We start from the raw sequence: 23,172 nt of genomic DNA, 5'->3' as shown, positions 1-23,172 counted from the left end.
TTGGCGCCGCAGGGGAGAATGGCAGAGCGCGGCACAATCCGACTGGAGTGGATACCCGGTCGCCGGTCCGTGTCCGCTTCGCCCGTGGCCAGAGCCATCAGGTCGTCGGCGTCCGGGCTGAAGTTGCGGTCGGGGACCGGGCCACGGGCCAACAGCAGGTCGGGTCGGTAGCCAAGTGAACGGGCAAGCGGCACCGTTTCCCGTCCGTGGGTAAACACCCTGGGCGCGTGCGGCTGTATCCGGGTGTCACTGCTGTGAGTCCGAGGAAGGACGCGAAGATGATCGACCCTGTGGTGTTGGTCGTGGTACCGGTGTGTGCCCGGCTGGTGTACATGCTGGCGGCATTGTGGATGCGGCCCGCGAAGGAGCGGGCGTGGGCGCAGGCCCTGGCAACGGTCGTGCGGGCGGCGGGGCCAGGCGGCACGGTCGAGGTCACACGAGCGGACGGCGACACGCTGACCGCGCGCTCGGCGGCGGTCCTCGGGCCAGGGACGGACCGCCCGTGAGTACGGAACCGGCCGTGCGGCCCCGTGACTTCGAGACCTTCTTCTCCGGCTCGTACTCTCGCGTTCTGGCGCAGGTGATCATGCTGTGCGGCAGCCGCGCGGACGCCGAGGACGTCACCCAGGAGGCGTTCGTGGAGGCGTACCGGGCCTGGGAGCGAATCGCCGGGTACGAACTGCCCGAGGCATGGGTGTACCGGGTGGCGGTCCAGCGGCTGTGGAAGACCCAGCGCAGGCGCAGAACGGGCGAGCAGCGACTGCCCGATGTACCGGTGCCCGTCCAGGCGGGCCCGGAGCAGAGCGCCGAGGCACGCGAAGTGCTGCGGCTGCTCGCCGCCTTGCCACCACGGCAGCGGACCACCATGGTGTTGTTCTGCCTGCACGGCTGGTCCCAGAGCGAGATCGCCAAGGCGCTGCGGATGACACGCGGCGGGGTCGCCGCGAACGTGTCCAAGGCGCGCCGGACGCTGAGGGAGGCGCTGGACATGAGCGCGGACGAGACGATCGGTGGTCGTGATCCGTTCCTGGGCGGGGCGGAACCGGGCCGTCTCGGCCGGGTGGACGTGAGCCGGATCGGCCTCGGCCGTGACCCCGTCGACGCGGCTCTGCGCGACACGGAAAGCTGGCTGCGGGCGGCCCTCCAGGCGGACCCGGAGCGGCTCGGCCGGGCGCGGGCCGAGGTGGCCCGCCGAGTGGAGGAGAGAGGGTGAGCGCAGTTCTGGGCTGGTTACGCGGGCTGTTCGCCGTAGGACTGCTCGCCGGGTTCTACGTCGTGGCGTCCGCGCTCCTTGTGACCGACGTGGCGCTGGTCGCGGCGATGCTGTGGCTGATGGTCGAGGCACCCTCGCGGGCGGGCAACTGGTCGCTGGTCCTCGGCGGCAGCATCCCGGCGGCCGTCGCGCTCCTGTACGGCATCGCCACGGTGAGCCGCACGGAGGAGCACCCACCCGCGGCGGTGCTCGTCAGCCGCGCCGAGGCGCCCGGCCTGTGGCGGCTGGTCGAGGACCTGGCCGGGCGGTTGCGCACCCGGCCGCCCGACCGGATCTACCTCACACCGGAGGCCAACGCGTCCGTGTCGGAGAAGGCCCGACTGCTCGGGTTCGCCGTCGGGGACCGGACCATGTACCTCGGCGTCCCCCTGTTGAAATGGCTGAAGCCCATGGAACTGCGGGCCGTGCTCTGCCATGAACTCGGCCACTACGCGGGCCGGCACACCCGGTTCGGCGCGCTCACCTACCGGGGCGCGGCGGCACTCGGCTCCGCTCTGTTCCGGCTCCGGATGACCGCGCGGTCCGAGGAGGCCAGGCTGGGGTACGCCTGGCTGTTCCACTCGGTGATCAGCTGCTACGGGTGGCTGTACTTCCGCCTGTCGCTCGCGGTGCGCCGGCGCCAGGAACTGGAGGCGGACGCGGAGGCGGTCGCGGCGGTCGGCCCCGCGGTGACCGCCGACGCGCTGCGCGCGGTCCACGCGCTCGCCCTCACCTGGGCCGGGTTCGAGAGCCGCTACCTGCGGCCGGTGCAGCGCCTCGGATTCGCGCCCGAGGACGTGTTCGAGGCCTTCGCCGCCATGCTGGACGATCCGTGCGTCCGGGAGCGGATGGCAGACCTGCGCGAGCACCCGGTCGAAGAGGGCCGGTCCCCGCTGGACTCCCACCCGCCGCTGGCCCGGCGGCTGGCCCTGATCGAGGCACGGCCCGCCGGGGACACCCCGGACGTCGTCGACGACGGGCCGCTGGTCACCGCCGACAGACCCGTGCGGCGGGTACGGCAGAGCATGCTCGACAAGGCCGGGGGGCCGGTGACCGAGCTGTCCGTGACCACCTGGGCCGACCTGGCCGCCGAGGCGTTCGCGGTCGAACTCGCGAGCCTCCTGTTGGACGCGGCACGCGGCGTCGGCGTCACCGCGCGGCCCACCCTCGCCACCGTTCTCGATCTGCTGGAGCGCGGGGAGCCGGCCGAGCTGATACGCCGTCTCACCGATGCCCCCGAGCCCGAGGAGCAACTCGCCGAAGCGCTGTACGCGCTGACCGGGCAGGCGCTGGCCGGAGCGGGCCGGGCCCGCTGGAAACTCAGCTGGACCCACGGCTACCTGCTGCACTGCCCCCGACCCGGCCGGCCGCCTGGAGGACCTGGTAGTCGCCGCCGTACGCGACCGTGCGGCAGTACACGCTCTGCGACGGGAACTGGCCCGCCTCGGCCTCGACACCGAGGCACCCGTCGTGCTGGCCCTGCGTACCGTGGCCGCGCCGGCCGGGCGTACGACCGTTCCGCGGACCACCCGGCGCGCCCCGGACCTGGTCCTCGGGGAACTCGCGCGGCAGCGGAAGGTCGCCAAGGTGACCGTAGGCGCGCTGATCGCCACGGGAGCGGTGTGGGTCGTCGCCCTGATCGGCACGGACCCCTCGCAGCCCTACCGGCCGGCGTTCCCCACACAGGCCGCCCCGCGGTTCTCGCCGACGCCGCGGCTCACCCTGCCGCTGCCGACGCAGCCGGGTCTCGACATACGGCGGCCCACCCCGAGCCTGAGTTTCACGCTCCCCCTGCCCGACTTCCCCTACCGCATCCACCGCGTGCTGCCGGGTGAGACGCTGAGCGAAATCGCCTGCCGGTACGGCACCACCGTCGAAGCCCTCCAGGAGTACAACGACATGGGGCGCAGGACCGGCCTCGTCGCAGGGCAGCGATTGCTGGTGCGGGAAAGCGGCACGGCACGGTGCCGGTGACCGGGACGGCGGGTCAGCGACGGCGGCGACGCCGTTTCGGCCCCGGCTCCTCGACGGGGCGCCACCAGGCGAACCGGTCGGCCCGCCGCCAGGAGACGCCGGGATCGTGCTCCGGGAAGGGCACGGAGTGCACCCGGCGGTCGTCCGTGACCGGACCGGCGCCGGGCGCCCACGCGAAAGGGTCGGCCGCGGGCGGCGGCTCGGCCCGAGTCCACCGCGCACCGGCCGACGGCGTCCTCGTACGGCGGCGATCGTACGCGGCACGCCGCACCGGGTCGGTCAGCGTCTCGTAGGCCAGGTGCAGGCCCCGGAAAGCCCCGGCGTCGCCGCCCTTGTCGGGATGGTGGGTGAGCGCCTTGCGGCGGTACGCCCGCCCGATCTCCGCCCGGTCGGCGTCGGCAGGGACACCGAGGACCGCGTAGTAGTCCGGTTCGGCCTTCTCGGTCATCGGACCGCGACCTCGGCCTGCCGGCAGATCAGCCGCCATGACGCGCGATGCGCGGGCCCGGACAGAGCCGTGCCGTGTCCCGACACGAACGTCACCCAGCGGCGTCCGGCCAGATAGCACCAGACGTCCATCTCGTCCCCGTCCCCGGAGTAGTGGAAGTCCCCGCGGTCGAACACGTCACCGTTGACGAACGGCCATTGCAGCCGCGACTGCGCCTCCACGGGCAGATTGCCGAGGAATCCGCGCATCCGCGTCGACAACGGCAATTCCTCGCCGCCCAGCCGATCCGGAGCCGACGCGCCTGGCAGAGCGACTCTGCCGGACGGGGCCCGTGTCGGCTTCCGCACCACCACCGCATGCCGTAAGGACGACGGTACGAAAGGCGTCACCGTGAGCAACTGGGCCGGTCCGCCACGGTCGTTGAGCGTCGGAGTGCTCACGGCGAGGCCCCGCTCCCCGAACACCACCGCATACGGCCGCTCCGTGTCCGTCCGGTGGCAGTACGCCCACCACTCGACCATCGGCCCGACCCTGGCGATCATCCGGTCCCGGACCGCCTCGCCCAACTGCCGCCACCAGTACTCCCGTCCGGGCCGGTCGACGAACCCGAGCGTCCCGGCGTCATGCACGGGAGCCCCCACGGACGGCCTGGGGGCGGGGAACCGTCCGGACCGGCGGTCCACCGCACCGCCCTCACCGGGCCAGGGCACAGGCTGCGACGTCATGCGGGGCCTCCCGGAGAGCGATCCAGCCGATACCTGCCTCATTGTCCTGGGGCGCACGCGCGAAAACCAGCGCCTGGCACGGAAATCCGGGCCGGCGCCCACCGTTCTGGCGTGTCTGGGAGATGTCCGCGCGACTCGTTGATGGCCCGGGTGATGGTCGAGCGGTCCACGCCAGAACAGCAGGCCAGCACGTCGTGGGTGGTTCCGTGACGGAGATGGACGAGAGCGGCCGGCAGCCGGTGACGAACACCAGCCGGTGCCTCGCGCCGGCGCCAATAGCGGTTGCTGATGACCAGTGCAGAGAGATCCGCCCGCTGTGACGACGGTCTCGGTGCCGGCCTGCCTACGGGGGAGGAGCCGCCTCTTCGTGCGGGGGACCGTGTGACAGAGCGGTGGTCGGCTCCTGCCCCTCGGAGACCATGCGTTCGAGGACGAGCTGGGAAGCCGTCCCGCACAGTGAACTCCCTGTTCGGAGAGACGGGATGAGAACTTCTGCGGCGTGGCGACGGTATTTGCGCTCGCCGCTTCCGGGAACTGAGCAGCAGGGCGTAGGGTCCCTGCCGTACACAGGATCTTCACGTCACGGTCGGGGGAGACCGCATGCAGCAGCGTTCCATACCGCTTGCCAGGACTCTGGGGGCGGCTGCCCTGCTGTCCACGGCCGCCGCGTGGGGCGCGGCCTGGATCCGTTACGAAGCGGATGCCCCGCGTCTGGACATTCTCGTGCCGCTGGCCCTGGCGGCGGTGTTCGTTGTGGGCTGGCTGCTGGCCAGCCGGTCGGCGCCGCCTGTGGAGCCGCTGCCGGCGACCGCTCCGCCCCGGGAGGAGATCCCCGGCAAGCTGGGGGCGGTGCGCCGCGACTGGGGGTTCTTCGCTGCGGCCTGCCTGACCGTCTGGGCACCGTACGTGGCCGCGCGCACCGCCTACGGCGACGGCGGGTCGGTCCTGGGCAGCCTGTACTGCCTGCTCGCCTGGCTTTTCGGTGTTGTGCTGTCCCTCTCCGCCCTCGGTCTGCTCAAGAACCAGCTCGGACCCGGGCAGCGCATGCTCAGGAAGGACGCCGCGGCGGGCCGCGTCCACGCGGTCCGTGTCCGGTTCGGTACCCCGGTGCGGGAGTCGTACCGGTATCCGACCGGGAGCGGTGTCGGCCAGGTCGCCACCTCCAGCACCTACTACGTCGAGCTGGTGCCCGAGGCCGGCGCCGAGGGCCGGCGCACTGTCCGGCTCCAGGCCATGAGCGGCTACAACTTCCGTATAGCCGTGGGCGACAAGCACCTCGCCCAGGCCGCCGCCCGGCTCGTGGGCCACGGCGGCTGGCTGTACTGGCCCACCCGGTGGCGTGACATCGCGGGCACGGACAAACAGCGCAGGGTCTCCGCCGCGTTCGTCTCCGACTCCGGCCATGTGGTCTGGGGCGTGACACCGGAGGAGGACCACACGGAATATCTGCGTGCCGGTGTCGCACCGGTGCGCGAGACCGACACCGCGCTCGCCGTCGCACCGCTTCCGCGGCCCTCCCGGTACATCCCGAAGGTGCACGCCTCACACCTGCGTGTCGCGGCGCTCGGCGCCCTCCTCGCCGTCCCGTTCCTGCTGGGGGTCGTCCCGTACTGGGCCGGCCTGCTGCTGGGCGTGATCTCAGGGGCCGTGGGACTCTTCGCGGGAATGACGATGGACGGAGTGGGTGTGGACCAGGAACCATGGACCGTACGCAAGACGTCACATCCGGCCCTGCGGTAAACGTGGCCCGTCACGGACGGGCAGGTCCCAGAACGCGCGACCAAACGGGAGGCCCCGTTCGCATGACAAGCCCACAGTCCGAGCCCACCCTTGCCTACGCCGCCGACCTCACGCACGAAGACGTCATCGCCTTGACGACGTTCCTCAACGTACAGTTGGGGCGGGTATACAAGGAAGTAGGTGCAACCGGCGAGACGTCCTTCGCGATGCAGTCCCTGCTTATCCTGGTCAGTGACTCGGCGGCGTTCCTGCACACTCTCCTCCGGCTGGAGCAGCCCGAGCCGTGGCAACGGGCCGCGATCGTGCGTGAGTGGCAGCGGTTGCGCAGCACCGCACGTTCCTTCAACCACCGCGACGGCTTCGATCACGACCGCTGGTGGAACCAAGTGCGGCACTACGATGCCACCGATGAGAGCGCGGAAGAGGAGCGGATACGCCGGTTCGCCGATGGTGCTGTCCCCGGCAAAATCCCACCGCCCGCGTGGTCCGTCTGAGGTCGGTCGTCACGGGGGTTAGGCAGCCGTGGGCAAGCAGGGTGATCGCGTGCTGGCGGGCACGTTCGGCATCATGCGCACATGGACTTCGATCTGATGCCGGCCGCATTCGGGATTCGCGTCACAAGACCAGCGAGAGGCCCGAGTTGCGCGACTCCCTCCACTGCATTGGCTTGCAGTCGTCCGTGTGTGGTTTGCGGCGAGGGCGGCGCTTGTGTGACCCATTGAGCGTGTCCGCGTACGGCGTATCCGCGTGTCCGGTCCGGGACAAGCGCCGCCTGTCTGGAGTGTTCAGCCGTTGACGCGTGTGTAGGTGAGGAACACCGCGCCGCTCTTGAGGACGGTGTGGTCGGTGAGCGTCCAGGTGCGCGGATCGAAAGCGGCCTTGCGGGAGAACAGCGGTATCCCGTCGCCGATGGTCAGCGGGCCGAGTTTGAGGATCAGCGTGTCGATCTCGGTGTAGAGGGAGCCTGCCAGTTCGGCGCCGCCGAGCAGCCAGATGTCTTTGCCGTCCTGCTCCTTGAGTTCCCGTACGGTTGCCACCGGGTCGTCGGAGACCAGTTCGACGGCCGGGTCCGGGCTCTCGGTCAGGGTCCGGGTGAATACCAGGTGACGGAGGTGGGGGTAGGCGTCGGTGATTCCGGCCGCAAGACCGATCTCGTAGCTGCGCCGCCCCTCAAGCACCGTGTCGAAGTGCGTGCCCTCCGCGGTGACGGACAGTGCCTGCCGGGCCTGGACGGGCAGCGTCTCCGGGTACTCGGCCACGAGGTGCTGGATGTAGTCCTCAGGTATGGGCCAGAAGCCGTCCGCACCGCTGGGATCCGCGCCGTCCGGGCCCGCGATGAAGCCATCGAGAGTGGTGGCGATGTAGTGGACGAGTCTGCGCACGCCAGTTCCTTTCCTTCGGTCCGCTGTCGCGGTGCGACCCGGGGCCGCCGGTTGGCGTGCCGGGGTACGAGGCCGCTGAATGATCATGCCACCCGGCGCTACTGCGCGAGCATCGTGCCGTCCGATCTCGTAGACATTGGCACGCGAGTTGCTGTTGCCTCGCGTATTTCGTCGTGCAGGTCGTCCACCGCTGTTGTGGCCGTTGTGGCCATCTTCCGGAGGCGGGTCCGGTAGTCCGATTCCCACGCGCCGGTGACCGCCGACACCGCCCCCACCGAGTGAGCTGGATCCCCCAGGGAACGTGGTCGCCTCCGTGTGCGCCAAGTAATGTGACTCCGCATGATCGAATCCGAGATTGAGATCAGCGAGGATCTGGTCCGCGACCTGCTGCGGGACCAGCATCCGGACTTGGCCGCGCTGCCCATCCGCGAGGTGGCGGGCGGCTGGGGCAACCAGATGTGGCGCCTCGGGGACGAGTTGGCGGTCCGGATGCAGCGGATGGACACCAACCCGGATCCGCAGCTCAAGGAGCGCCGGTGGCTGCCGGCCCTTGCCTCGCGCCTGCCGCTGCCGATCCCGGTCCCCGTGCGGGACGGTGCGCCGTCCGAGCGCTTCCCCAAGATCTGGACCGTCATGACATGGGTTGAGGGCACGCCGCTGGACCACGGCTCGATCACCCGCAGCGACCATGCGGCCGACATCCTGGCGGCCTTCCTCAAGGCACTGCATGTGGAGGCGCCCGCCGAAGCACCGGACCCCTCGGACCGCGGCGGCCATCCCAAGGAATGCACGGAGGACTTCGAGCACTTCCTGCGGGCCGTGGACCTCGGCCACTTCGCCGAGGACGACATCCGGGCCGTGTGGGACGACGCGGCCGCGGCTCCCGGGTGGGAGGGCCCGCGAGTGTGGGTTCACGGCGACCTGCATCCCGCGAACGTCGTCGTCGCGGAGGGGACACTGGCGGGCGTCATCGACTTCGGCGATGTCTTCGCCGGCGACCCGGCCTGGGACCTTGCGACCGCCTGGGTACTGCTCCCCACGGGCGGCGCCTCGCGGTTCTTCGACAGCTATGCGCAGGCGGACGAGGCGGCGGTCCGACGGGCGCGTGGGCTGGCCGCAATGAAGAGCCTGTTCCTGATGCTGATGGGCCAGAACGGGGACCGCGGCCTGCCGGGCGGCAAGCCGAACTGGGGGCCCACAGGCCGGTCGGCGCTTGAGCGTGTCCTGAAGGGTCTTTGACGTCGGCGTCGATCGACCAACGCGCAATGCCCCGGGCGCTGTTGGCCTGTTCGGATCCGCTGAAGGACCTGGCCTGCAACCGGCCGACCTGAACAAGGTGATCACGCACTGGCCGGACATGCTGAAGGTCGCCGGCTCCCTGGTCACCACCAGGTGCGCGCCTACGACCTGCTGCGGATGTTCGGCCGCGAGGGGAGCCCGACTCCGCTGGGGCAGGCGTTCGCCGAGTACGGGCGCATCGCCAAGACCGAACACCTGCTCCGCGCGGTCGACCCGGTCGACGACACCCACCGCCGTCAGATGAACCGGCAGCTCATGAACCGGCAGCTCACCGTGCAGGAGTCCCGCCACAAGCTCGCCCGGGATGTGTGCCACGGCGAGCGCGGTACCTGAACCTGCTCGGCCGCCACAGCTTCACCGCCTCGCCCCCCGCCGCCGGCGTCCTGCGCCCGCTTCGGGCCCCTGATGCGCCGGAGCTGGACGAGGACGAGACCGGCTGGGAGTGAGTCGGGGCCGTCGCTGCCTGCGTCTCTATAGGCCGTCGCCCGGTCGCTCAGAGGAGGGCGCCGCCGGAGACCTCAAGGCGCTGGGCGGTGACCCAGCGCAGGCCCTCGGAGGCCAGCGTGGCGATGGCGTCGCCGATCTCCTCAGGTTCGCCGACGCGGCCGAGCGCGGTCTGTCCGGCCAGAACCTGGCGCATCCCGGCGTCGTCCCGCATCGCTCCACCGTTGAAATCGGTGGCGGTCGGTCCCGGGGCGATGGAGTTGACCCGGATTCCGCGCGGGCCGAGTTCGGCGGCGAGGGTACGGCTCAAGGCTTCGACGGCGGCCTTCGAGGCGGAGTAGACCGAGGTGGCGGGGCTGGTGTGGCGGGTCAGTGACGTCGAGACGTTGATGACGCGGCCGCCTCGGGTCAGCAGCGGCACAAGTGACTGAATGAGGAAGAACGTGCCCCGGACGTTGGTACCCATCACCGTGTCGAAGTCGTCGATCGTGACGTCCTCCAGCGGTCCGAATATCCCCACTCCCGCGTTGTTGACCAAGATGTCGAGCCGCGAAGTACCCCAGCGTCCCAGCTGCTCGCTCAGTTCGGTGGTGAAGGACGCGAAAGAGGCGACGTCGCTGATGTCGAGCCGGAGAGCAGCGGCAGTCCCACCCACCGCCTGCACCTGTTCCACCGTCTTCTCAGCCCCGGCCGCGTCACCGCGGTGGGTGACCAGGACCCGCACCCCGCGTCTGGCCAGAGCGATGGCCGCGCCACGTCCGAGGCCGCGATTCGCGCCGGTCACCAAAGCGATCTTATTGATTGTCATGAACTGTTCCTCCTCCGCGCGGCTACCGGAACTCAGCCGGGGCCACAGATAGGAGGCGAGTCACTCGACTCGCCTTGCTTGCGTAACCGTAAGCAGGACTAAAGATGCGAGTCAAGTGACTCGCCTCGGGTCTGCGGCATACTGTCCGCATGGCAGCAGAACTCTCCGCACACCACCGCAGACTCGCTCAGCAGAAACGCGAGGCGATCACCACAGCAGCCACAGAACTGTTCCTGGATCGCGGCTACGACGGCACCTCACTGGCCCGGATCGCCGAAGCGGCCGGGGTCTCGAAGTCCACCCTGTTCAAGCGGTTCCCCACCAAGGCGGCCCTCTTCGAGGCCATCGTCACCGAATCCTGGCAGCGTGACGCCGAGGACGCTGCCGCGCGGCCACAGCCCGGAGATCTGCGCTCCGGACTGACAATCGTCGGCCACCGCTATGCCGACCTGGTCGGCCGGCCCGGCATGACAGCCCTGTTCCGGATCGTCATCGCCGAACTGCCTCGCTTCCCCGAACTGGGACGGATGCAGTTCCAGCTCGGCAAACTGCCCTACTTCACCTCCGTTCAGCACTACTTGGAATCCGAGCACGAGGCGGGCAACGCTGATGTCCCGGACGCGGTGAGCGCCGCGAACCAGTTCCTCGGCATGATCGCCAACTACGTCCTGTGGCCCCGCATGCTGCTGACCGACTGGAACCCCACAGCCTCCGACATCCACGACGCCGTCGAACAGGCGGTCCAGACCATGCTCGCCAGATACACTCCGACCCGCCAGCCTGACCCGAAGCGGGAACGTTGACACTGGCGCGCGATGCTCAACATCCGCGACACCTCCACTCAGCGGCACATGTCGTGGAGGAACAGGTGCGTGACTACGGGTTTCGCCGGCTCAGCGGGGTGAGATCTGGAGAGGCCGGCGCGAGGGGCAGTCGTTCAGCTCGATCGGGCGGGCGCTCGGGGCACTGATGCGGCACGCCTGTCGGTTCCTGCACCGAAGCGGCGGCATCCGCCTCACCCCGCGGCAGCGAGCGCGAAGAGATATCCCGCGGCATCGCCGCCGGGGAATCCGCCCGGCAGGTGGCCAGGCGACTGGGCAGATCGCCGTCGAGCGTCTCCCGCGAGATCGCCGCAACGGCGGCCGGGACCGTTACCGTGCCCCATTCGCCGATGCGGCCGCCTACGCGCGCGGGCGCCGGCCCAAGCAGGCCAAGCTCGCCCAACGACCGGCTCTGCGCGCACTGGTGGAGGCCAAGCCGGCTCTGGGCTGGTCTCCCGAGCAGATCGCAGGGTGGCTGCGACGCCAGTTCCCCGGTGAGAGCGCCACGCGGATCTCGCACGAAGCGATCTACCTCTCGCTCCACGACCCGCGCCGACGCCAGGCGATCGACCGCAGCCTCACTCAGCGCCTGCGGTCAGCCAGGCCCATGCGCCGTCCGAAGATCGCCCGCCGGCCTGCCGGGCGGGGCGTCATCCGCGGCATGGTGTCCATCACGGCGCGCCCCGCTGAGGTCAAGGACCGCGAGGTCCCCGGTCATTGGGAGGGCGACCTTGTGATGGGTACCCGGCCCTCGGCGGTCGCCACGCTCGTCGAGCGCACCAGCCTGTTTAGGGCGGCCTCTTTGGGCCCCGGGGTACCGGGTTGTTCTGGCCCCGGGTGAGGAACGGATTGTTTTGGCCCCACCCGGCAGTTGATCGGGTGGGATGCACTCGTTTGGGGTAATGCCGGATTGACCCGGGTTCGTGGCCGGGATCACGCTGTGCGGGTTGTCAGCTGGCCGTGTCAGGAGGCCGGGTTTTGCGGCGTGTTGAGTTGTTCGAGCGGATTCGTCGTGACCGGAGGCTGGAGAACGCTTCGGTCCGGAGTCTGGCTCGGCGTTACGGAGTGCACCGCCGGGTGGTGCGCCAGGCGTTGGACAGTGCACTGCCACCTGCACGGAAGCCGATCGAGACGCGCCGTTCGGTCCTTGACCAGAGCAAGGGCTGGATCGACGAGATGCTGCGGGCGGATCTGACCGCGCCGCCGAAGCAGCGCCATACCAACAAGCGGATCATGGACCGGCTGCGGGACGAGTACGGGTTCACCGTCGCCTACAGCATCCTCAACGACTACTTGCGGGTGCGCCGACCGCAGATCCGGGAAGAGGCCGAGCGGGCCCGGATGCTGACCGAGGGCATGGTTCCGCAGCTCCACCGGCCCGGCGAGGAGGCCGAGGTCGACTTCGCCGAGGTCTGGGTGCGGGTCGACGGCAAGCCGATGGCCTGCCAACTGTTCACACTGCGGCTGTCGTATTCGGGCAAAGCGGTCCACCGGGTGTTCTCCACGGCCGGGCAGGAAGCCTTCATGCAGGGGCACGTGGACGCCTTCCGGATCCTGGGCGACGTCCCGACCAGGCACATCCGTTACGACAACCTGAAGCCGGCGGTCTCGCAGGTCTGCTTCGGCCGCTCCCGGGTGGAGTCGCAGAGGTGGGTAGCTTTCCGCTCGCACTACGGATTCGACGCGTTCTACTGCCGTCCCGGGGTCGAGGGCGCCCATGAGAAGGGCGGGGTCGAGCACGAGGGCGGGCGTTTCCGCCGCTCGCACCTGGTCCCGGTTCCCGAGGTCGACACGCTCGCCGAACTGAACGAGAAGATCGAGCAGATCGAGATCGCCGAGGATGCCCGGCACGTCGACAACCGGCCCACCTCGGTGGGCTTCGACTTCGACTACGAGGCGCCGCTGCTGGCCCCGTTGCCGTTCGAGGACTTCGACATCGGCCTGACGCTGACGCCGAAGGTCGACAAGACGTCCCGGATCACGGTCCGACAGAACAAGTACTCGGTCCCGGCCCGCTTCATCGGGACCAACGTCCGTGTCTCGCTGCGAGCGGACGAGGTCTGGGTCTTCGACCGCAACGAGATCGTGGTCCGCCACCCGCGTCTGGCGGGCCGTTACGGCTTCAGGGACCTGCTGGACCACTACCTGGAGATCCTGCGGCACAAGCCCGGCGCCCTGAAGCACTCCACCGGCCTCGCCGCGGCCCGCGAGAGTGGGCAGTTCACCGCGACCCACGACGCGTTCTGGGCCGCGGCCCGCGAGGCCCACGGACGCTCCGAGGGCACCCGGGCCCTGATCGAGGTCCTGCTGCTGCACCGTCGGCTGCCCGGCGCAGCCGTCGTCGCGGGCATGGCCGCGGTCCTTGAGGCGGGGTCGGTCTCGCCGGACCTGGTGGCCATCGAGGCCCGCAAGGCTGTCGCCGCTGCCGGTGGTCCGCCACCGGCCGTCATCGCCCCACCCACCACCACGGCCACGGCCACGGCCGAGCCCGACACATCGGAGCCGGCGGAGCCGGAAGCCGATCCGGCCCAGGTCATCTCGTTGCCACGACGGCGTCCCGTCGTGCCGCCGGACTCCCGGCCTGAACCATCGCTGGCCGCCTACGGCCAGTTGCTCTCTATCCAAAGGCTCAGCATGACGCAGAGCACCACCCCCGCCCCTGCGACCACGGGGCGGTGGGGTTCCTTCGGCCTGCCCGGCCTGCCCGGCCTGCCCGGCCTGCCCGGCCTGCCCGGCCTGCCCGGCCTGCCCGGCCTGCCCGGCCAGCGCGGGCCCAACCCGTCAGAGACGATCGACGCGGCCTGCCGGAGCCTGGGCCTGTCTGGGGTCCGTACGCGCTGGGAAGAGTTCGTCACCCAGGCCCTGCGCGAGCACGCGTCCTACGCGGACTTCCTGGCCGATCTGCTGGAGAGCGAGTGCGAGGACCGTGACGCCCGCCGCAAGGTCCGCCGGGTCAAGGAGGCCAATCTCCCGCGGCCGAAGCGGATCGAGGACTTCGACTTCTCGAAGAACCCCAACGTCCCGCAAGAGGTGATCAACACCCTCACCCAGCCCGCCTGGGTCCAGGCGGGCAACCCGCTCTGCCTGATCGGTGACTCCGGCACCGGCAAGTCGCACCTACTGATCGGGTTGGGCACCGCGATCGCCGAGGCCGGCGGACGCGTCCGCTACACCACCGCGGCGAACCTGGTGAACGAGCTTGCCGAAGCCGCGAGCGACAAGCAGCTGGGCCGCACGATCAAGAAATACGGCCGGGTCGACCCGCTCTGCATGGACGAGCTTGGCTACGTCAAGCTCGACCGGCACGGCGCCGAGCTGCTGTTCCAGATCTTCACTGAGCGCGAGGAACGGCACGCGATCGCGATCGCCTCGAACAGGCCGTTCACCGAGTGGGACCAGACCTTCACGGACAAGCGGCTCTGCCAGGCCTTCGTCGACCGGCTCACCTTCGAGGCCCACATCATTGAAACCGGCACCCAGTCCTTCCGCCTCGCCAGCACCACCGCCAAGCGCAAGGCGGTCGCGGCATAGGAGGCGAGCTCGGCACGAACCTCACTGCAGAAGTGGACATCGACAGTGCCAGACGCCTGGTCATCAACGGACGGCACGTGGGAGACGATCCTGCGGGCCGTCCAGGCCGATACCGAAGGCCCTGGGCAGCCTAGACCCAGTTCGCCCAGCCAAAGGTGAAGAGATGTTGAGGCTCTTTGAGAATCCCCACCCCTGCTCAGGGGATCCCCAGACCTGCTCACCGTGCTCCCCACCTGCGGGGCGCTGAACAGAGGACGTGGCCCGGCGTTCCCCCGTGCAGGCAAGTGAACCTCAACCGCCTGGGCCGCTACAGCGTCCGCGTCACCGTCCCGGCTCGCGGGCGCCTGCACCAATCGCGTGACCTGGCTGCCGCTGCTTTGGACGAGGCCGACCAGCGGCTCAGCGCACCGCCAGTCCACCGTTCACGCTTTCTTGATCGTACGATCCAGATAAGTTACGGTGGAGGCATGGCAAGGACCCGGGAGTTCGACACCGAGGCGGCGGTGAGCCGCGCGATGGAGCTGTTCTGGACACGCGGCTATGAGGCGACCTCGGTGCGCGATCTGACCCAGCACCTGGGGATCGGACAGGGGTCCTTGTATGCGGCGTTCGGCGACAAGGACGGCCTGTACAGGGCCGCGTTGGAGCACTACCGCACCACCCTCGCTGCGGCCGCCCTGCGCAGTCTGGAGGACGGGGCGGACGCCCGCGCGGCGATCCGTACGCTGCTGACGGAGCGGATCCGCATCGCCATCGAGCACGGCGGCCAAGGCTGCCTGGCCGTCAATGCCGTCTGCGAGCGGCTGCCCCAGGACGCGGCGACCCGCCGCACCGTGCGCGACATGCAGGACGCGAGCCGGGAGGCGTTGACCGAGGTACTGCGGGCCGCCATGGAGCGGGGCGAGATCGCGGCGCGGCGCGCCCCACACACGGTCGCCGCGTTCCTGGTCACCTTCCTCAACGGGCTGCTGGTCTCCTCGAAGATCACGCCAGACGCCTCCGCACTCGAACCCCTCGTGGACGTCGCGCTGACCGCTCTCGACTGAGGGGTCCGCGGCCTCGGCCAGGCGTTTCCCTTACCCCGAATCCGTAACGATCGATCAAGAAAATGGGGCGCCCGCCCCCGCCACGACGACAGCGTCCCCCCAGCACCGACCCACCCAGGACAGGAAGCACCCACGTCATGATGTACGACCACACCACAACGCCCCTGCGCACCGGTCGTGGTGCCGTCAACGGAACGAGTCTTCACTACCGGACGGCCGGGTCCGGCCCCGCCGTAGTGCTGCTGCACGGCGTGCCCAAGACCAGCTACCACTGGCGCCACCTTGTCCCGAAGCTGACGCCCCATTACACCGTCGTCGTCCCCGACCTCCGCGGCCTCGGCGACTCCGCCCGCCCCGCGGACGGCTACGACTCCGCGACGATGAGCGACGACATCGCCGAGCTGATGACCCACCTCGGACACGAGACGTACGCCGTGATCGGCGAGGACTGGGGAGCGGTGATCGGTTACCAGCTCGCCGCCCGCCACCGCGACCACGTCAACGCTCTCGTGTTCGCCGAGGCCCTGTTCCCCGGCTTCGGCTTCGAGGACCACACCGCCCTCACCCCCGAGAACGTCGCCAGCGGCCTGCACCTGTGGCATCTGGGCTTCTACTTCCAGCCGGACGTACCCGAGATGCTGATCGCCGGACACGAGCGCGAGCTGATCACCTACATGATCAAGTTCGAGCGCAGCCACCCCGACACCGCCACCCCCGACGCGGTCGACGAATACGTGCGCTGCTACTCCATGCCCGGCGGCATCCGCGCGATGCTCTCGATATACCGGGCGATGCTCGTCGACGCCGAACAGAACCGGCAGGCCGCACAGAAGAAGCTGGACATCCCGGTGCTGGCGCTCGGCGGTTCGGCCTTCATCGGCGACCGCAACGAATCCCAGATGCGGCTCATGGCCCACGACGTCATCGGGCACGTCTTCGACGCCGGACACGACCTCGCCGAGGAAGTACCCGACGAGATGGCCGACGTGGTCCTGCCGTTCCTGGCCGGGAACTCGTAGCCGGGCCAGGCCGCGATGTCGGCCGTCCGACGCGGACGGGCCGAGTCGGCCCGGTCCTCGGAAGGTCGGCGGCTGCGGCACCTTGGTTTAGCGCCGAACGGAGTGGGGCCCGAGAGCAGCCCCGGGGATTTTCGGAGACCCACAACAAGAGATAGGCCCGGCTACCTGCGTCCATCCCCCTGATCCCCCGAAGGAGCATGACCGCCAGCGCGACAAGAAACAGAGCGGCGAAGAATCCAGCCACGAGGGCTCCAGCAATGGCCCCTGCGAACAGGCCCACGACCACACTTGCCACGACGACGATTCCAAGGCCGAAGTGCGCGGCAGGCAGGTCGGCCCTGATCACTTCTCGCAGAGCCTTGCGTGACGCCCGCATGTCAGAGACATAGCGCTCCCGGGCCGCCTCCGGGTCAGCGACAGGTCCCTCAGGCCACTGTTCCATGATCCCCCCCGGGTTCCGTCAGAGCAGAACCTAACTCGACCATCGTCGGACGGGGGCAACAAGGCGCCCGGCCCGACCGCATTCCTGTCAGGGGAAGCAGCCGGGCGGGCTCCGTGGGCCACACGCTACCGGCCGCCGCGGACCACGGTCCGCACCTGCACCACTCCGCCCCAGGACACCCGCGAAACGTCACCCGTCGAGGGTGGGGCCAGAACAATCCGTTCTTCCCGCAGCCCTCCTGCACCGTTCCCCCACACGGCTCAAAAGTGGGGCCAACACAACTCGGCGGAGTGGGGCCAAAACTGCCCGGCGAAAACACATCCAGGAAGAAGTACCGCTCCAGCTCCGCACGAGACGGCGCTCCGTTGAACGCCGCGTATTGGGCTGCCTGTTGATCCGACAGGAACTCGACCGCCACCAGGTCCTCCGAAGATCGACAACATCGACCCGCGAAGGCTGCGCCGTACGATCAGCCCAGGTCAAAGCGCTAATTGAGGCCGCGAGGGCTTAGAACTCCTAACGGAATGATCTTCGAGGTGGTTGGATCGCTTCGGGAGTGACGATCCGGGAGTGTGGGGTGGCTCGGCCGAAGCCGTGGCATGTTGAGGACGGGCTGTGGGCGGTGATCGAACCGCTGTTGCCGAAGGCTGAGCGCCGCACTCGCTATCCCGGGCGCAAGCGGCATCCGGACCAGCTGGTGTTCCAGGGCATTCTGTTCGTGCTGCACACCGGGATTGCCTGGGAACACCTGCCGCAGGAGCTCGGTTTCGGCTCGGGCATGACGTGCTGGCGCCGCCTGGCCGAGTGGACTGAGGCCGGCGTCTGGCCGCGGCTCCACGAGGTCCTTCTGGCCGAACTCCGCAGGGCGAACCTGCTGGACTTCTCCCGGGCTGCGGTCGACGGCTCCCACATCCGGGCGTTAAAGGGGGCTCCAAGACGGGACGAAGCCCCGTTGACCGGGGCAGGACGGGCAGCAAACATCACCTGATCACCGACGCCACCGGCATCCCACTCGCCGTCACGCTGACCGGTGGGAACCGCAACGACGTTACCCAGCTCATCCCGCTCCTGGAAGCGGTGCCGCCCGTGCGGGGCAAACGCGGCCGTCCCCGGCGGCGCCCCGATGTCGTTCTCGCTGACCGCGGGTACGACCACGACAAGTATCGCCGCCTGGTCTGAGGGCTGGGAGTGAAACCGCTGGTCGCGTGACGCGGAAGCGAACACGGATCCGGACTGGGCACTCAGCGCTGGGTTGTCGAGCGTGCTTTCGCCCATCTGTACTGGTTCCGCCGTCTGCGTATCCGCTGGGAGATCCGCGACGACATCCACGAAGCCTTCCTCACCATGGGATGCGCGCTCATCTGCTGGCGACGCCTGTCAGAGCTGACCCGGTCCCTCGCCCTCTCGCAGTAGCCATTCCCGGACCGAAGCAGCTTGGTCAAGGAGCCGCCTGACCTGCATTCCCTCTTCGCGCGAGGTCACCTTAGGCAGCGGGGTGAAGTCGTCGGGGATCACGTCCAGCCAGCTCACCACCTGGTCTCCCGTACGCAGGGTGATCAGCAGTTCCCACCGCACGTGATCGGGAACGTCCGGGCGGTGGGACAGGGTGTGCCACAAGGCCGGCCACAGATAGTGGGTGCCGCCGGGCGCCGCATTCGCCCGCACCCACGCCGGATCCAACCGCTGGCTCAGGCCGAGGTCACCCGCCCGCTCCTCCAGCCGGAACAACGAGGCCGAATCGATGACCTTCACCTCGCGCGGCAGCGGTTGCTCAACGTCCATCGCCCCATGCTGCCCGACAAGCACCTCACGCCGGGCAACCGACCCCAAAGAGTCATTCCGTTAGGAGTTGTTAGTACTCCAGCTGTAGATCGCGATCTTCATAGTGCGCGGTGTGCCCGGCGGCGGCAGTAGTCGGCTTGGGCTTGGTGGCTGTGGCGGGCTGGCGCGTAGGATGCCGGGATGATCGCGATGCCAGAGGAGTTCGCACAGAGCACCGTCAACCGCGAGGGAGAGGCCGGAGCGGCATGGCTCGCCGAGCTGCCCGGGATCGTGGAGGAGTTGCTGGGGCGCTGGGCGTGCATCCCAGATGGCGAGGTCATGCACGGGGGCGTCGGCGTCATCGTTCCAGTACGGCGGGGGGCTGAGGAGAGGGCCGTGCTGAAGGTGTCGTTTCCGCATCCCGGTAATGTCCATGAGCCGGATGCGTTCGTTGCGTGGGGCGGGTGCGGCGCCGTCCTGCTGCATGAGCGCGACGACGAGCGGTTCGCGATGCTGCTGGAGCGGGTTCAGCCGTCGACCCTGGCGGAGGTCGAGGACGGCGACGAGGTGGTGACGGTCGCCGGGCGGCTCAATCGCCGCCTGGCCATCCCCGCGCCGTCCGGCCTGCCCCGGCTGCGTGAGCAGGCCGATGCCTGGGAGGAGCAGCTGTGTAAGGACGCCGAGGAGCTGACGCATGCACTGCCGCGTCAGGTGCTGGACGCCGCCGTGGCGACCGTTCGGGAGCTGGGTCGGGCCCAGCCGGACACCCTCATCCATGGCGACCTGCATGCCCGGAACATCCTGCGTGCCGGCCGAGAGCCGTGGCTGGCTGTCGACCCCAAGGGGTACGTAGGAGATCCCGCCTACGACGGCGGCACACTGCTGAAGTCCCGCGCGCTGACGCTCCTCGAAGCGGATGACCTGCGCAAGGCTGTCCACCGCGTCGTGGACGTCTTCGCCGAGGCTGCGGAACTCGACCGCGGACGCGTCCAGCGGTGGGCCCAGTTCCATGCCGTCCAGGCTGCGTTCTGGGGCCGCCGCCACGGTTTTCGTATCGCCCGCAGCGGACCACGGCTGGACTGGCTCACTGAATTCGCCGACCGACTGGCGGAGTTGCTCACCGAACGCTCGTAGAGCGTGATGGGTGCTGGCCGGGTCCGGTGGGTGGACGAGTGCGGCCACCATTGATCATCGTGAGTTGTGTGGACTGACGACGAGACGGTGGCCGCAGGTCACAGCATAGATCCCGTCCGGTGGCGGGAGGCGTTCGAGGTGGCCATGGGCCGCATCGCGGGCCGGTTCGCCCGGTACGAACCCCGCCTGCGAGCCGGGCGGCTGGTGCTGGGACTGCTGTCGGACCTGCCTCGCAAGAACTGCTGGACGATCGCGGAGTGGGTCGGGGAGGCCAGCCCGCACGGTATGCAGCATCTGTTGTGCCGGGCCGTCTGGGATGCCGATGCCGTCCGCGACGACGTGCGCGAATACGTCGTCGAGCACCTCCACGACGAAGCCGCGGTGCTCGTCGTCGACGAGACCGGCGACGTGAAGAAGGGCATCAACACCGTCGGGGTCCAGCGCCAGTACTCCGGCACAGCCGGACGGATCGAGAACTCCCAGGTCGCGGTCTACCTCGTCTATGCCGGCGCCCGGGGGCACGCGGCGGTGGACCGGGAGTTGTACATTCCGCGTTCCTGGACGGGCGATCCCGATCGCTGCCGGGCGGCGGGGCTCGGCGAGGACACCGTCTTCGCGACCAAGCCGGACCTGGCCCTCAGGATGATCGAACGGTTCTGGGATGCCGGACACCGCGTCGGCTGGGTCACGGGTGACGAGGTCTATGGCGGCAACCCGAGACTGCGCGCGGCGCTGGAGGAGCGCGGCATCGGCTATGTCCTTGCCGTGGCCTGCTCGGCCGAAATGGCCACAGGCGCAGGGAGGTTCCGCGCCGATATCCTGGCGAAGAAGGTGCCGAAGCGGGCCTGGCAGAAGTTCTCGGCCGGACGCGGTGCGAAGGGACAACGGTTCTACGACTGGGCCGTCGTCGACCTTGTCGCCCCGACGCCGGGCAGCCACCAGCTTCTGATCCGCCGCAGCCGCACCACCGGCGAACTCGCCTACTATCGCTGCCACTCCACCGAGCCGGTCCCGCTGGCTGTGCTGGTCAAGACCGCTGGTTCGAGGTGGCGTGTGGAAGAGACCTTCCAGGCCGAGAAAGGTCTGGCGGGACTCGACGAGCACCAGGTCCGCCGCTACCGCTCTTGGACCCGCTGGGTCACCCTCGCGATGCTCGCCCACGCCTTCCTCGCGGTAGTCCGTGCCGACGAACACGCCCGCAGCCCCGCTCCGGGTGGCTTGGTCCCTCTGTCCTGCAACGAGATCCAGCGCCTCTTCATCATGGTCATCGTTCAGCCTCGCCACGACCTGGCCTACCGGCTCGGCTGGTCGCACTGGCGGCGGCTCCATCAGCAGCGATCCCTCACCAGCCATTACCGGCGACAAGCCGCATCGCAGACATGAAGATCGCGATCTACAGCTGGAGTACTAGTACTGCAACGGTCCTTGTGGTGACGGTTGGGCAGGTGGGTCGTTGGTCTGTTCATGGGTGGGGAACTGATTGATGTCCGTTCGTGGGCTGGTGAGTTGAAGACTCTGCATAAGCGTTTCGTGCACCGGTTTTCCAGGTCTGAGCCGCGTGAGTCGGCGCTTGCGTATATGCGGGGACTGATCGCTCCGCTGGAGCGGAAGAACGGATGGACGCTGGCCGAGGAGGCAGGCCATGCGGGCCCGGACCGGATCCAACGGCTGCTGAACCGGATCGACTGGGACGCCGATGAGGTCCTCGACGACACGCGGGACTATGTGGTCGAGCACCTGGGCGACCCGGAAGCGGTGCTGATCGTGGACGACACGGGTTTCCTGAAGAAGGGTGTCCGCTCGGCGGGTGTCCAGCGGCAGTACTCCGGCACGGCGGGACGTACGGAGAACTCCCAGATCGGAGTGTTCCTCGCCTATGCCGGCCGCCGTGGACGCACACTGATCGACCGCCGCCTGTATCTGCCCACGTCATGGACGGATGACCGGGAACGGTGCCGGGCCGCCGGCATCGGGGACACGGTCGCCTTCGAGACGAAGGTCGTCATGGCCAGGGCCATGGTCCGCCGGGCCGTCACGGAGAAGATCCCGTTCAGGTGGGTGACCGCGGACGCCGCCTACGGCTTCTCCAAAGGCTGGCGGACCGAACTCGAGCGAGCCGATGTCTTCCACGTCATGGCCACCACCCGGCACGACACCGTCGTCACACGCTGGGCCATCGACCACCCCGTCCACGACCTGTTTCCCGGTCTCCCGAGACAGAAGTGGAAGCGCCGTTCCTGCGGCAACGGCGCCCACGGCCCCCGGGTCTACGACTGGGCCCGTGTCGAAGTCCGCCCCTGGCACCGGCCCGACCGCCGGCACTGGGTCATCGCCCGCCGCAGCGTCCGCCGACCCGGACAGATCTCCTACTACATCGCCTACTGCCCGGCCGGTACCACACTCGACGAACTCATCCATGTGGCCGGCAGCCGGTGGGCAGTGGAGGAATGCTTCCAGACAGCGAAGCAGGAATGCGGCCTGGACGACTACCAGGTCCGCCGCTACGACGGCTGGCACCGCCACATCACCCTGGCCATGGCAGCCCACGCCTGCCTCACCGTCCTGCGGGCCCGCGAACTCGACACCGGGAAAGCAGAAACGGATCCTCCCAGCTCATACCCCTCACCCTCCCCGAACTCCGACACCTCATGAGCCGGCTCACCCGGCCCAGCCCGAGCATGTCCTGCACTGGTCCAACTGGCGCCGCCGCAGACAACACCAAGCCCGCACCAGCCACTACAAACGACGAGGCCACACACCACCAGAAACCGACCCACCGTCACACAAAAGAACCGCTGCAGTACTAGTTGTCCGTAACAGCTACACGGAATGTGAGCCAGAACCCGAGTTGTGGCAGCAGCGGGGTGCTTGCCAGGACAACAACACAGGTGTTCTCGGTGAGAGAGGCTGGTCGTCCCTCAGATGTCGATGGTCGAAGCGGTCGAAGCCGCGCGCGGCCGGCTCAGGTCCCTCTACTGCATTGGCTTGCAGTCGTCCGTGTGTGGTTTGCGGCGAGGGCGCTTGCGTGACCTGCTGAGCGTGTGCGCGTGTCCGCGTTGTAGGTTCCTTTCGCCGCTGGCCACTGACTGGGCAGCGATCTGCGGGTTTCGATGCTGGTCCCTATGGATTGTCCACGGTTCTGTAGGACCGATCCCGGATCCGCCCATCCAACGGTCCGCGCATCATGGCTTCACTATGCAACCCCGCCATCAGCATGCTGCGCCTGCACGGCGCGACCAACATCGCCCAAGCCCTGCGACATCACGCCCGGGACCCGCACCGCCCCGTCCAACTGCTGCTGACCTGCTGAAATGCGATTTTGCCGGGACCCTGGACTGGACGCCCA

At 69.0% G+C, this 23,172-nt stretch carries 21 protein-coding genes and 4 pseudogenes; 19 read left to right on the top strand and 6 right to left on the bottom strand.

Annotation, left to right across the window (positions count from 1 at the left end):
* The first annotated feature begins 278 nt into the window (after positions 1-278).
* The 4 genes from M1203_RS26405 to M1203_RS26390 are packed head-to-tail and all read left to right on the top strand — an operon-like array spanning position 279 to position 3,226.
* Complete coding sequence (locus M1203_RS26405; protein WP_249952308.1) at positions 279-506, top strand: hypothetical protein; 228 nt, start codon at positions 279-281, stop codon at positions 504-506.
* On the top strand, positions 503-1,213 hold the full coding sequence (locus tag M1203_RS26400; protein ID WP_249952307.1) for a sigma-70 family RNA polymerase sigma factor: 711 nt from the start codon (positions 503-505) through the stop codon (positions 1,211-1,213). The genes M1203_RS26405 and M1203_RS26400 overlap by 4 nt, the downstream gene beginning before the upstream one ends.
* Positions 1,210-3,087, top strand: a complete 1,878-nt coding sequence (locus tag M1203_RS26395; RefSeq protein WP_249952306.1) for a M48 family metallopeptidase — start codon at positions 1,210-1,212, stop codon at positions 3,085-3,087. The genes M1203_RS26400 and M1203_RS26395 overlap by 4 nt, the downstream gene beginning before the upstream one ends.
* Positions 3,074-3,226 carry a LysM domain-containing protein gene (locus M1203_RS26390; RefSeq protein ID WP_249952305.1) on the top strand — a complete coding sequence of 51 codons (153 nt, stop codon included), beginning with the start codon at positions 3,074-3,076 and terminating at the stop codon, positions 3,224-3,226. The genes M1203_RS26395 and M1203_RS26390 overlap by 14 nt, the downstream gene beginning before the upstream one ends.
* Positions 3,227-3,239: 13 nt before the next feature.
* Here the strand turns inward: M1203_RS26390 and M1203_RS26385 are convergent, their stop codons facing one another.
* The 3 genes and pseudogenes from M1203_RS26385 to M1203_RS26375 form a co-directional block, all read right to left on the bottom strand.
* Entirely contained in the window at positions 3,240-3,674 is a 435-nt protein-coding gene (locus tag M1203_RS26385; protein WP_249952304.1) for a J domain-containing protein, read from the bottom strand.
* Positions 3,671-4,399 carry a hypothetical protein gene (locus M1203_RS26380; RefSeq protein ID WP_249952303.1) on the bottom strand — a complete coding sequence of 243 codons (729 nt, stop codon included), beginning with the start codon at positions 4,397-4,399 and terminating at the stop codon, positions 3,671-3,673. Before M1203_RS26380 ends, M1203_RS26385 begins: the two co-directional genes overlap by 4 nt.
* Before the next feature lie 128 nt (positions 4,400-4,527).
* Positions 4,528-4,724: pseudogene (locus M1203_RS26375) on the bottom strand (transposase family protein); the annotation flags it as partial.
* Positions 4,725-4,999: 275 nt separating this feature from the next.
* On the opposite strand from M1203_RS26375, the gene M1203_RS26370 reads away from it, so the two are divergent.
* A complete protein-coding gene (locus M1203_RS26370) occupies positions 5,000-6,139 on the top strand; it encodes a hypothetical protein (protein ID WP_249952302.1) in 1,140 nt (379 codons plus the stop codon).
* A 62-nt stretch (positions 6,140-6,201) separates the two neighbouring features.
* Positions 6,202-6,633, top strand: a complete 432-nt coding sequence (locus M1203_RS26365) for a hypothetical protein (protein ID WP_249952301.1) — start codon at positions 6,202-6,204, stop codon at positions 6,631-6,633.
* A gap of 291 nt (positions 6,634-6,924) precedes the next feature.
* Here the strand turns inward: M1203_RS26365 and M1203_RS26360 are convergent, their stop codons facing one another.
* On the bottom strand, positions 6,925-7,521 hold the full coding sequence (locus tag M1203_RS26360) for a dihydrofolate reductase family protein (RefSeq protein ID WP_249952300.1): 597 nt from the start codon (positions 7,519-7,521) through the stop codon (positions 6,925-6,927).
* Between the two features lie 339 nt (positions 7,522-7,860).
* Between M1203_RS26360 and M1203_RS26355 the strand changes: the two genes are divergently transcribed.
* Positions 7,861-8,760: an aminoglycoside phosphotransferase family protein gene (locus M1203_RS26355; protein WP_249952299.1), complete on the top strand. Its 900-nt coding sequence runs from the start codon at positions 7,861-7,863 to the stop codon at positions 8,758-8,760.
* 31 nt (positions 8,761-8,791) lie between these two features.
* Positions 8,792-9,266, top strand: a pseudogene (locus M1203_RS39275) (Tn3 family transposase); the annotation flags it as partial.
* A 47-nt stretch (positions 9,267-9,313) separates the two neighbouring features.
* Here the strand turns inward: M1203_RS39275 and M1203_RS26345 are convergent.
* Positions 9,314-10,072: an SDR family NAD(P)-dependent oxidoreductase gene (locus M1203_RS26345; RefSeq protein ID WP_249952297.1), complete on the bottom strand. Its 759-nt coding sequence runs from the start codon at positions 10,070-10,072 to the stop codon at positions 9,314-9,316.
* 149 nt (positions 10,073-10,221) lie between these two features.
* Here M1203_RS26345 and M1203_RS26340 point away from each other — a divergent pair, with 149 nt between their 5' ends.
* From M1203_RS26340 to M1203_RS26310, 7 genes and pseudogenes are all read left to right on the top strand, one after another.
* Positions 10,222-10,875 carry a TetR/AcrR family transcriptional regulator gene (locus M1203_RS26340; protein ID WP_249952296.1) on the top strand — a complete coding sequence of 218 codons (654 nt, stop codon included), beginning with the start codon at positions 10,222-10,224 and terminating at the stop codon, positions 10,873-10,875.
* A gap of 265 nt (positions 10,876-11,140) precedes the next feature.
* A complete protein-coding gene (locus tag M1203_RS26330; RefSeq protein WP_374404122.1) occupies positions 11,141-11,734 on the top strand; it encodes an IS30 family transposase in 594 nt (197 codons plus the stop codon).
* A 137-nt stretch (positions 11,735-11,871) separates the two neighbouring features.
* Positions 11,872-13,512 (top strand): annotated as a pseudogene (gene istA / locus M1203_RS39270) (IS21 family transposase); the annotation flags it as partial.
* A gap of 15 nt (positions 13,513-13,527) precedes the next feature.
* Positions 13,528-14,424 carry an IS21-like element helper ATPase IstB gene (gene istB / locus M1203_RS39265; RefSeq protein ID WP_374404120.1) on the top strand — a complete coding sequence of 299 codons (897 nt, stop codon included), beginning with the start codon at positions 13,528-13,530 and terminating at the stop codon, positions 14,422-14,424.
* A 467-nt stretch (positions 14,425-14,891) separates the two neighbouring features.
* Positions 14,892-15,470, top strand: coding sequence for a TetR/AcrR family transcriptional regulator (locus tag M1203_RS26320; protein ID WP_249952294.1), 579 nt, complete (start codon positions 14,892-14,894; stop codon positions 15,468-15,470).
* A 137-nt stretch (positions 15,471-15,607) separates the two neighbouring features.
* Entirely contained in the window at positions 15,608-16,489 is an 882-nt protein-coding gene (locus M1203_RS26315; RefSeq protein WP_249952293.1) for an alpha/beta fold hydrolase, read from the top strand.
* Positions 16,490-17,508: 1,019 nt separating this feature from the next.
* Positions 17,509-18,344, top strand: a pseudogene (locus M1203_RS26310) (IS5 family transposase).
* Here M1203_RS26310 and M1203_RS26305 read toward each other — a convergent pair.
* Positions 18,309-18,713, bottom strand: coding sequence for a hypothetical protein (locus M1203_RS26305; protein WP_249952292.1), 405 nt, complete (start codon positions 18,711-18,713; stop codon positions 18,309-18,311). The pseudogene M1203_RS26310 and the gene M1203_RS26305 overlap by 36 nt on opposite strands.
* Positions 18,714-18,893: 180 nt before the next feature.
* Between M1203_RS26305 and M1203_RS26300 the strand changes: the two genes are divergently transcribed.
* From M1203_RS26300 to M1203_RS38810, 4 genes are all read left to right on the top strand, one after another.
* Positions 18,894-19,826 carry an aminoglycoside phosphotransferase family protein gene (locus M1203_RS26300; RefSeq protein ID WP_249952291.1) on the top strand — a complete coding sequence of 311 codons (933 nt, stop codon included), beginning with the start codon at positions 18,894-18,896 and terminating at the stop codon, positions 19,824-19,826.
* Positions 19,827-19,970: 144 nt separating this feature from the next.
* Complete coding sequence (locus tag M1203_RS26295; protein ID WP_249952511.1) at positions 19,971-21,209, top strand: IS701 family transposase; 1,239 nt, start codon at positions 19,971-19,973, stop codon at positions 21,207-21,209.
* A gap of 81 nt (positions 21,210-21,290) precedes the next feature.
* Entirely contained in the window at positions 21,291-22,478 is a 1,188-nt protein-coding gene (locus M1203_RS26290) for an IS701 family transposase (protein ID WP_249952290.1), read from the top strand.
* Between the two features lie 532 nt (positions 22,479-23,010).
* Positions 23,011-23,136 carry a hypothetical protein gene (locus M1203_RS38810; RefSeq protein ID WP_283959057.1) on the top strand — a complete coding sequence of 42 codons (126 nt, stop codon included), beginning with the start codon at positions 23,011-23,013 and terminating at the stop codon, positions 23,134-23,136.
* The last annotated feature ends 36 nt before the right edge of the window (positions 23,137-23,172 follow it).

Origin of the sequence: Streptomyces sp. 35G-GA-8 (assembly GCF_023534745.1) — a bacterium.
Taxonomy (GTDB): domain Bacteria; phylum Actinomycetota; class Actinomycetes; order Streptomycetales; family Streptomycetaceae; genus Streptomyces.
Note: the sequence above shows the minus strand (reverse complement) of the source record. Positions and strands in the feature narration are given on the sequence as shown.

Coding starts and splice junctions, on each gene's coding strand:
- M1203_RS26380 (WP_249952303.1), bottom strand. CDS start 4,399: ATGACGTCGCAGCCTGTGCCCTGGCCCGGTGAGGGCGGTGCGGTGGAC.
- M1203_RS26405 (WP_249952308.1), top strand. CDS start 279: ATGATCGACCCTGTGGTGTTGGTCGTGGTACCGGTGTGTGCCCGGCTG.
- M1203_RS26370 (WP_249952302.1), top strand. CDS start 5,000: ATGCAGCAGCGTTCCATACCGCTTGCCAGGACTCTGGGGGCGGCTGCC.
- M1203_RS38810 (WP_283959057.1), top strand. CDS start 23,011: ATGGCTTCACTATGCAACCCCGCCATCAGCATGCTGCGCCTGCACGGC.
- M1203_RS26320 (WP_249952294.1), top strand. CDS start 14,892: ATGGCAAGGACCCGGGAGTTCGACACCGAGGCGGCGGTGAGCCGCGCG.
- M1203_RS26305 (WP_249952292.1), bottom strand. CDS start 18,713: ATGGACGTTGAGCAACCGCTGCCGCGCGAGGTGAAGGTCATCGATTCG.
- M1203_RS26355 (WP_249952299.1), top strand. CDS start 7,861: ATGATCGAATCCGAGATTGAGATCAGCGAGGATCTGGTCCGCGACCTG.
- M1203_RS26385 (WP_249952304.1), bottom strand. CDS start 3,674: ATGACCGAGAAGGCCGAACCGGACTACTACGCGGTCCTCGGTGTCCCT.
- M1203_RS26300 (WP_249952291.1), top strand. CDS start 18,894: ATGATCGCGATGCCAGAGGAGTTCGCACAGAGCACCGTCAACCGCGAG.
- M1203_RS26290 (WP_249952290.1), top strand. CDS start 21,291: ATGGGTGGGGAACTGATTGATGTCCGTTCGTGGGCTGGTGAGTTGAAG.
- M1203_RS26345 (WP_249952297.1), bottom strand. CDS start 10,072: ATGACAATCAATAAGATCGCTTTGGTGACCGGCGCGAATCGCGGCCTC.
- M1203_RS26340 (WP_249952296.1), top strand. CDS start 10,222: ATGGCAGCAGAACTCTCCGCACACCACCGCAGACTCGCTCAGCAGAAA.
- istB (WP_374404120.1), top strand. CDS start 13,528: ATGACGCAGAGCACCACCCCCGCCCCTGCGACCACGGGGCGGTGGGGT.
- M1203_RS26295 (WP_249952511.1), top strand. CDS start 19,971: ATGGGCCGCATCGCGGGCCGGTTCGCCCGGTACGAACCCCGCCTGCGA.
- M1203_RS26365 (WP_249952301.1), top strand. CDS start 6,202: ATGACAAGCCCACAGTCCGAGCCCACCCTTGCCTACGCCGCCGACCTC.
- M1203_RS26315 (WP_249952293.1), top strand. CDS start 15,608: ATGATGTACGACCACACCACAACGCCCCTGCGCACCGGTCGTGGTGCC.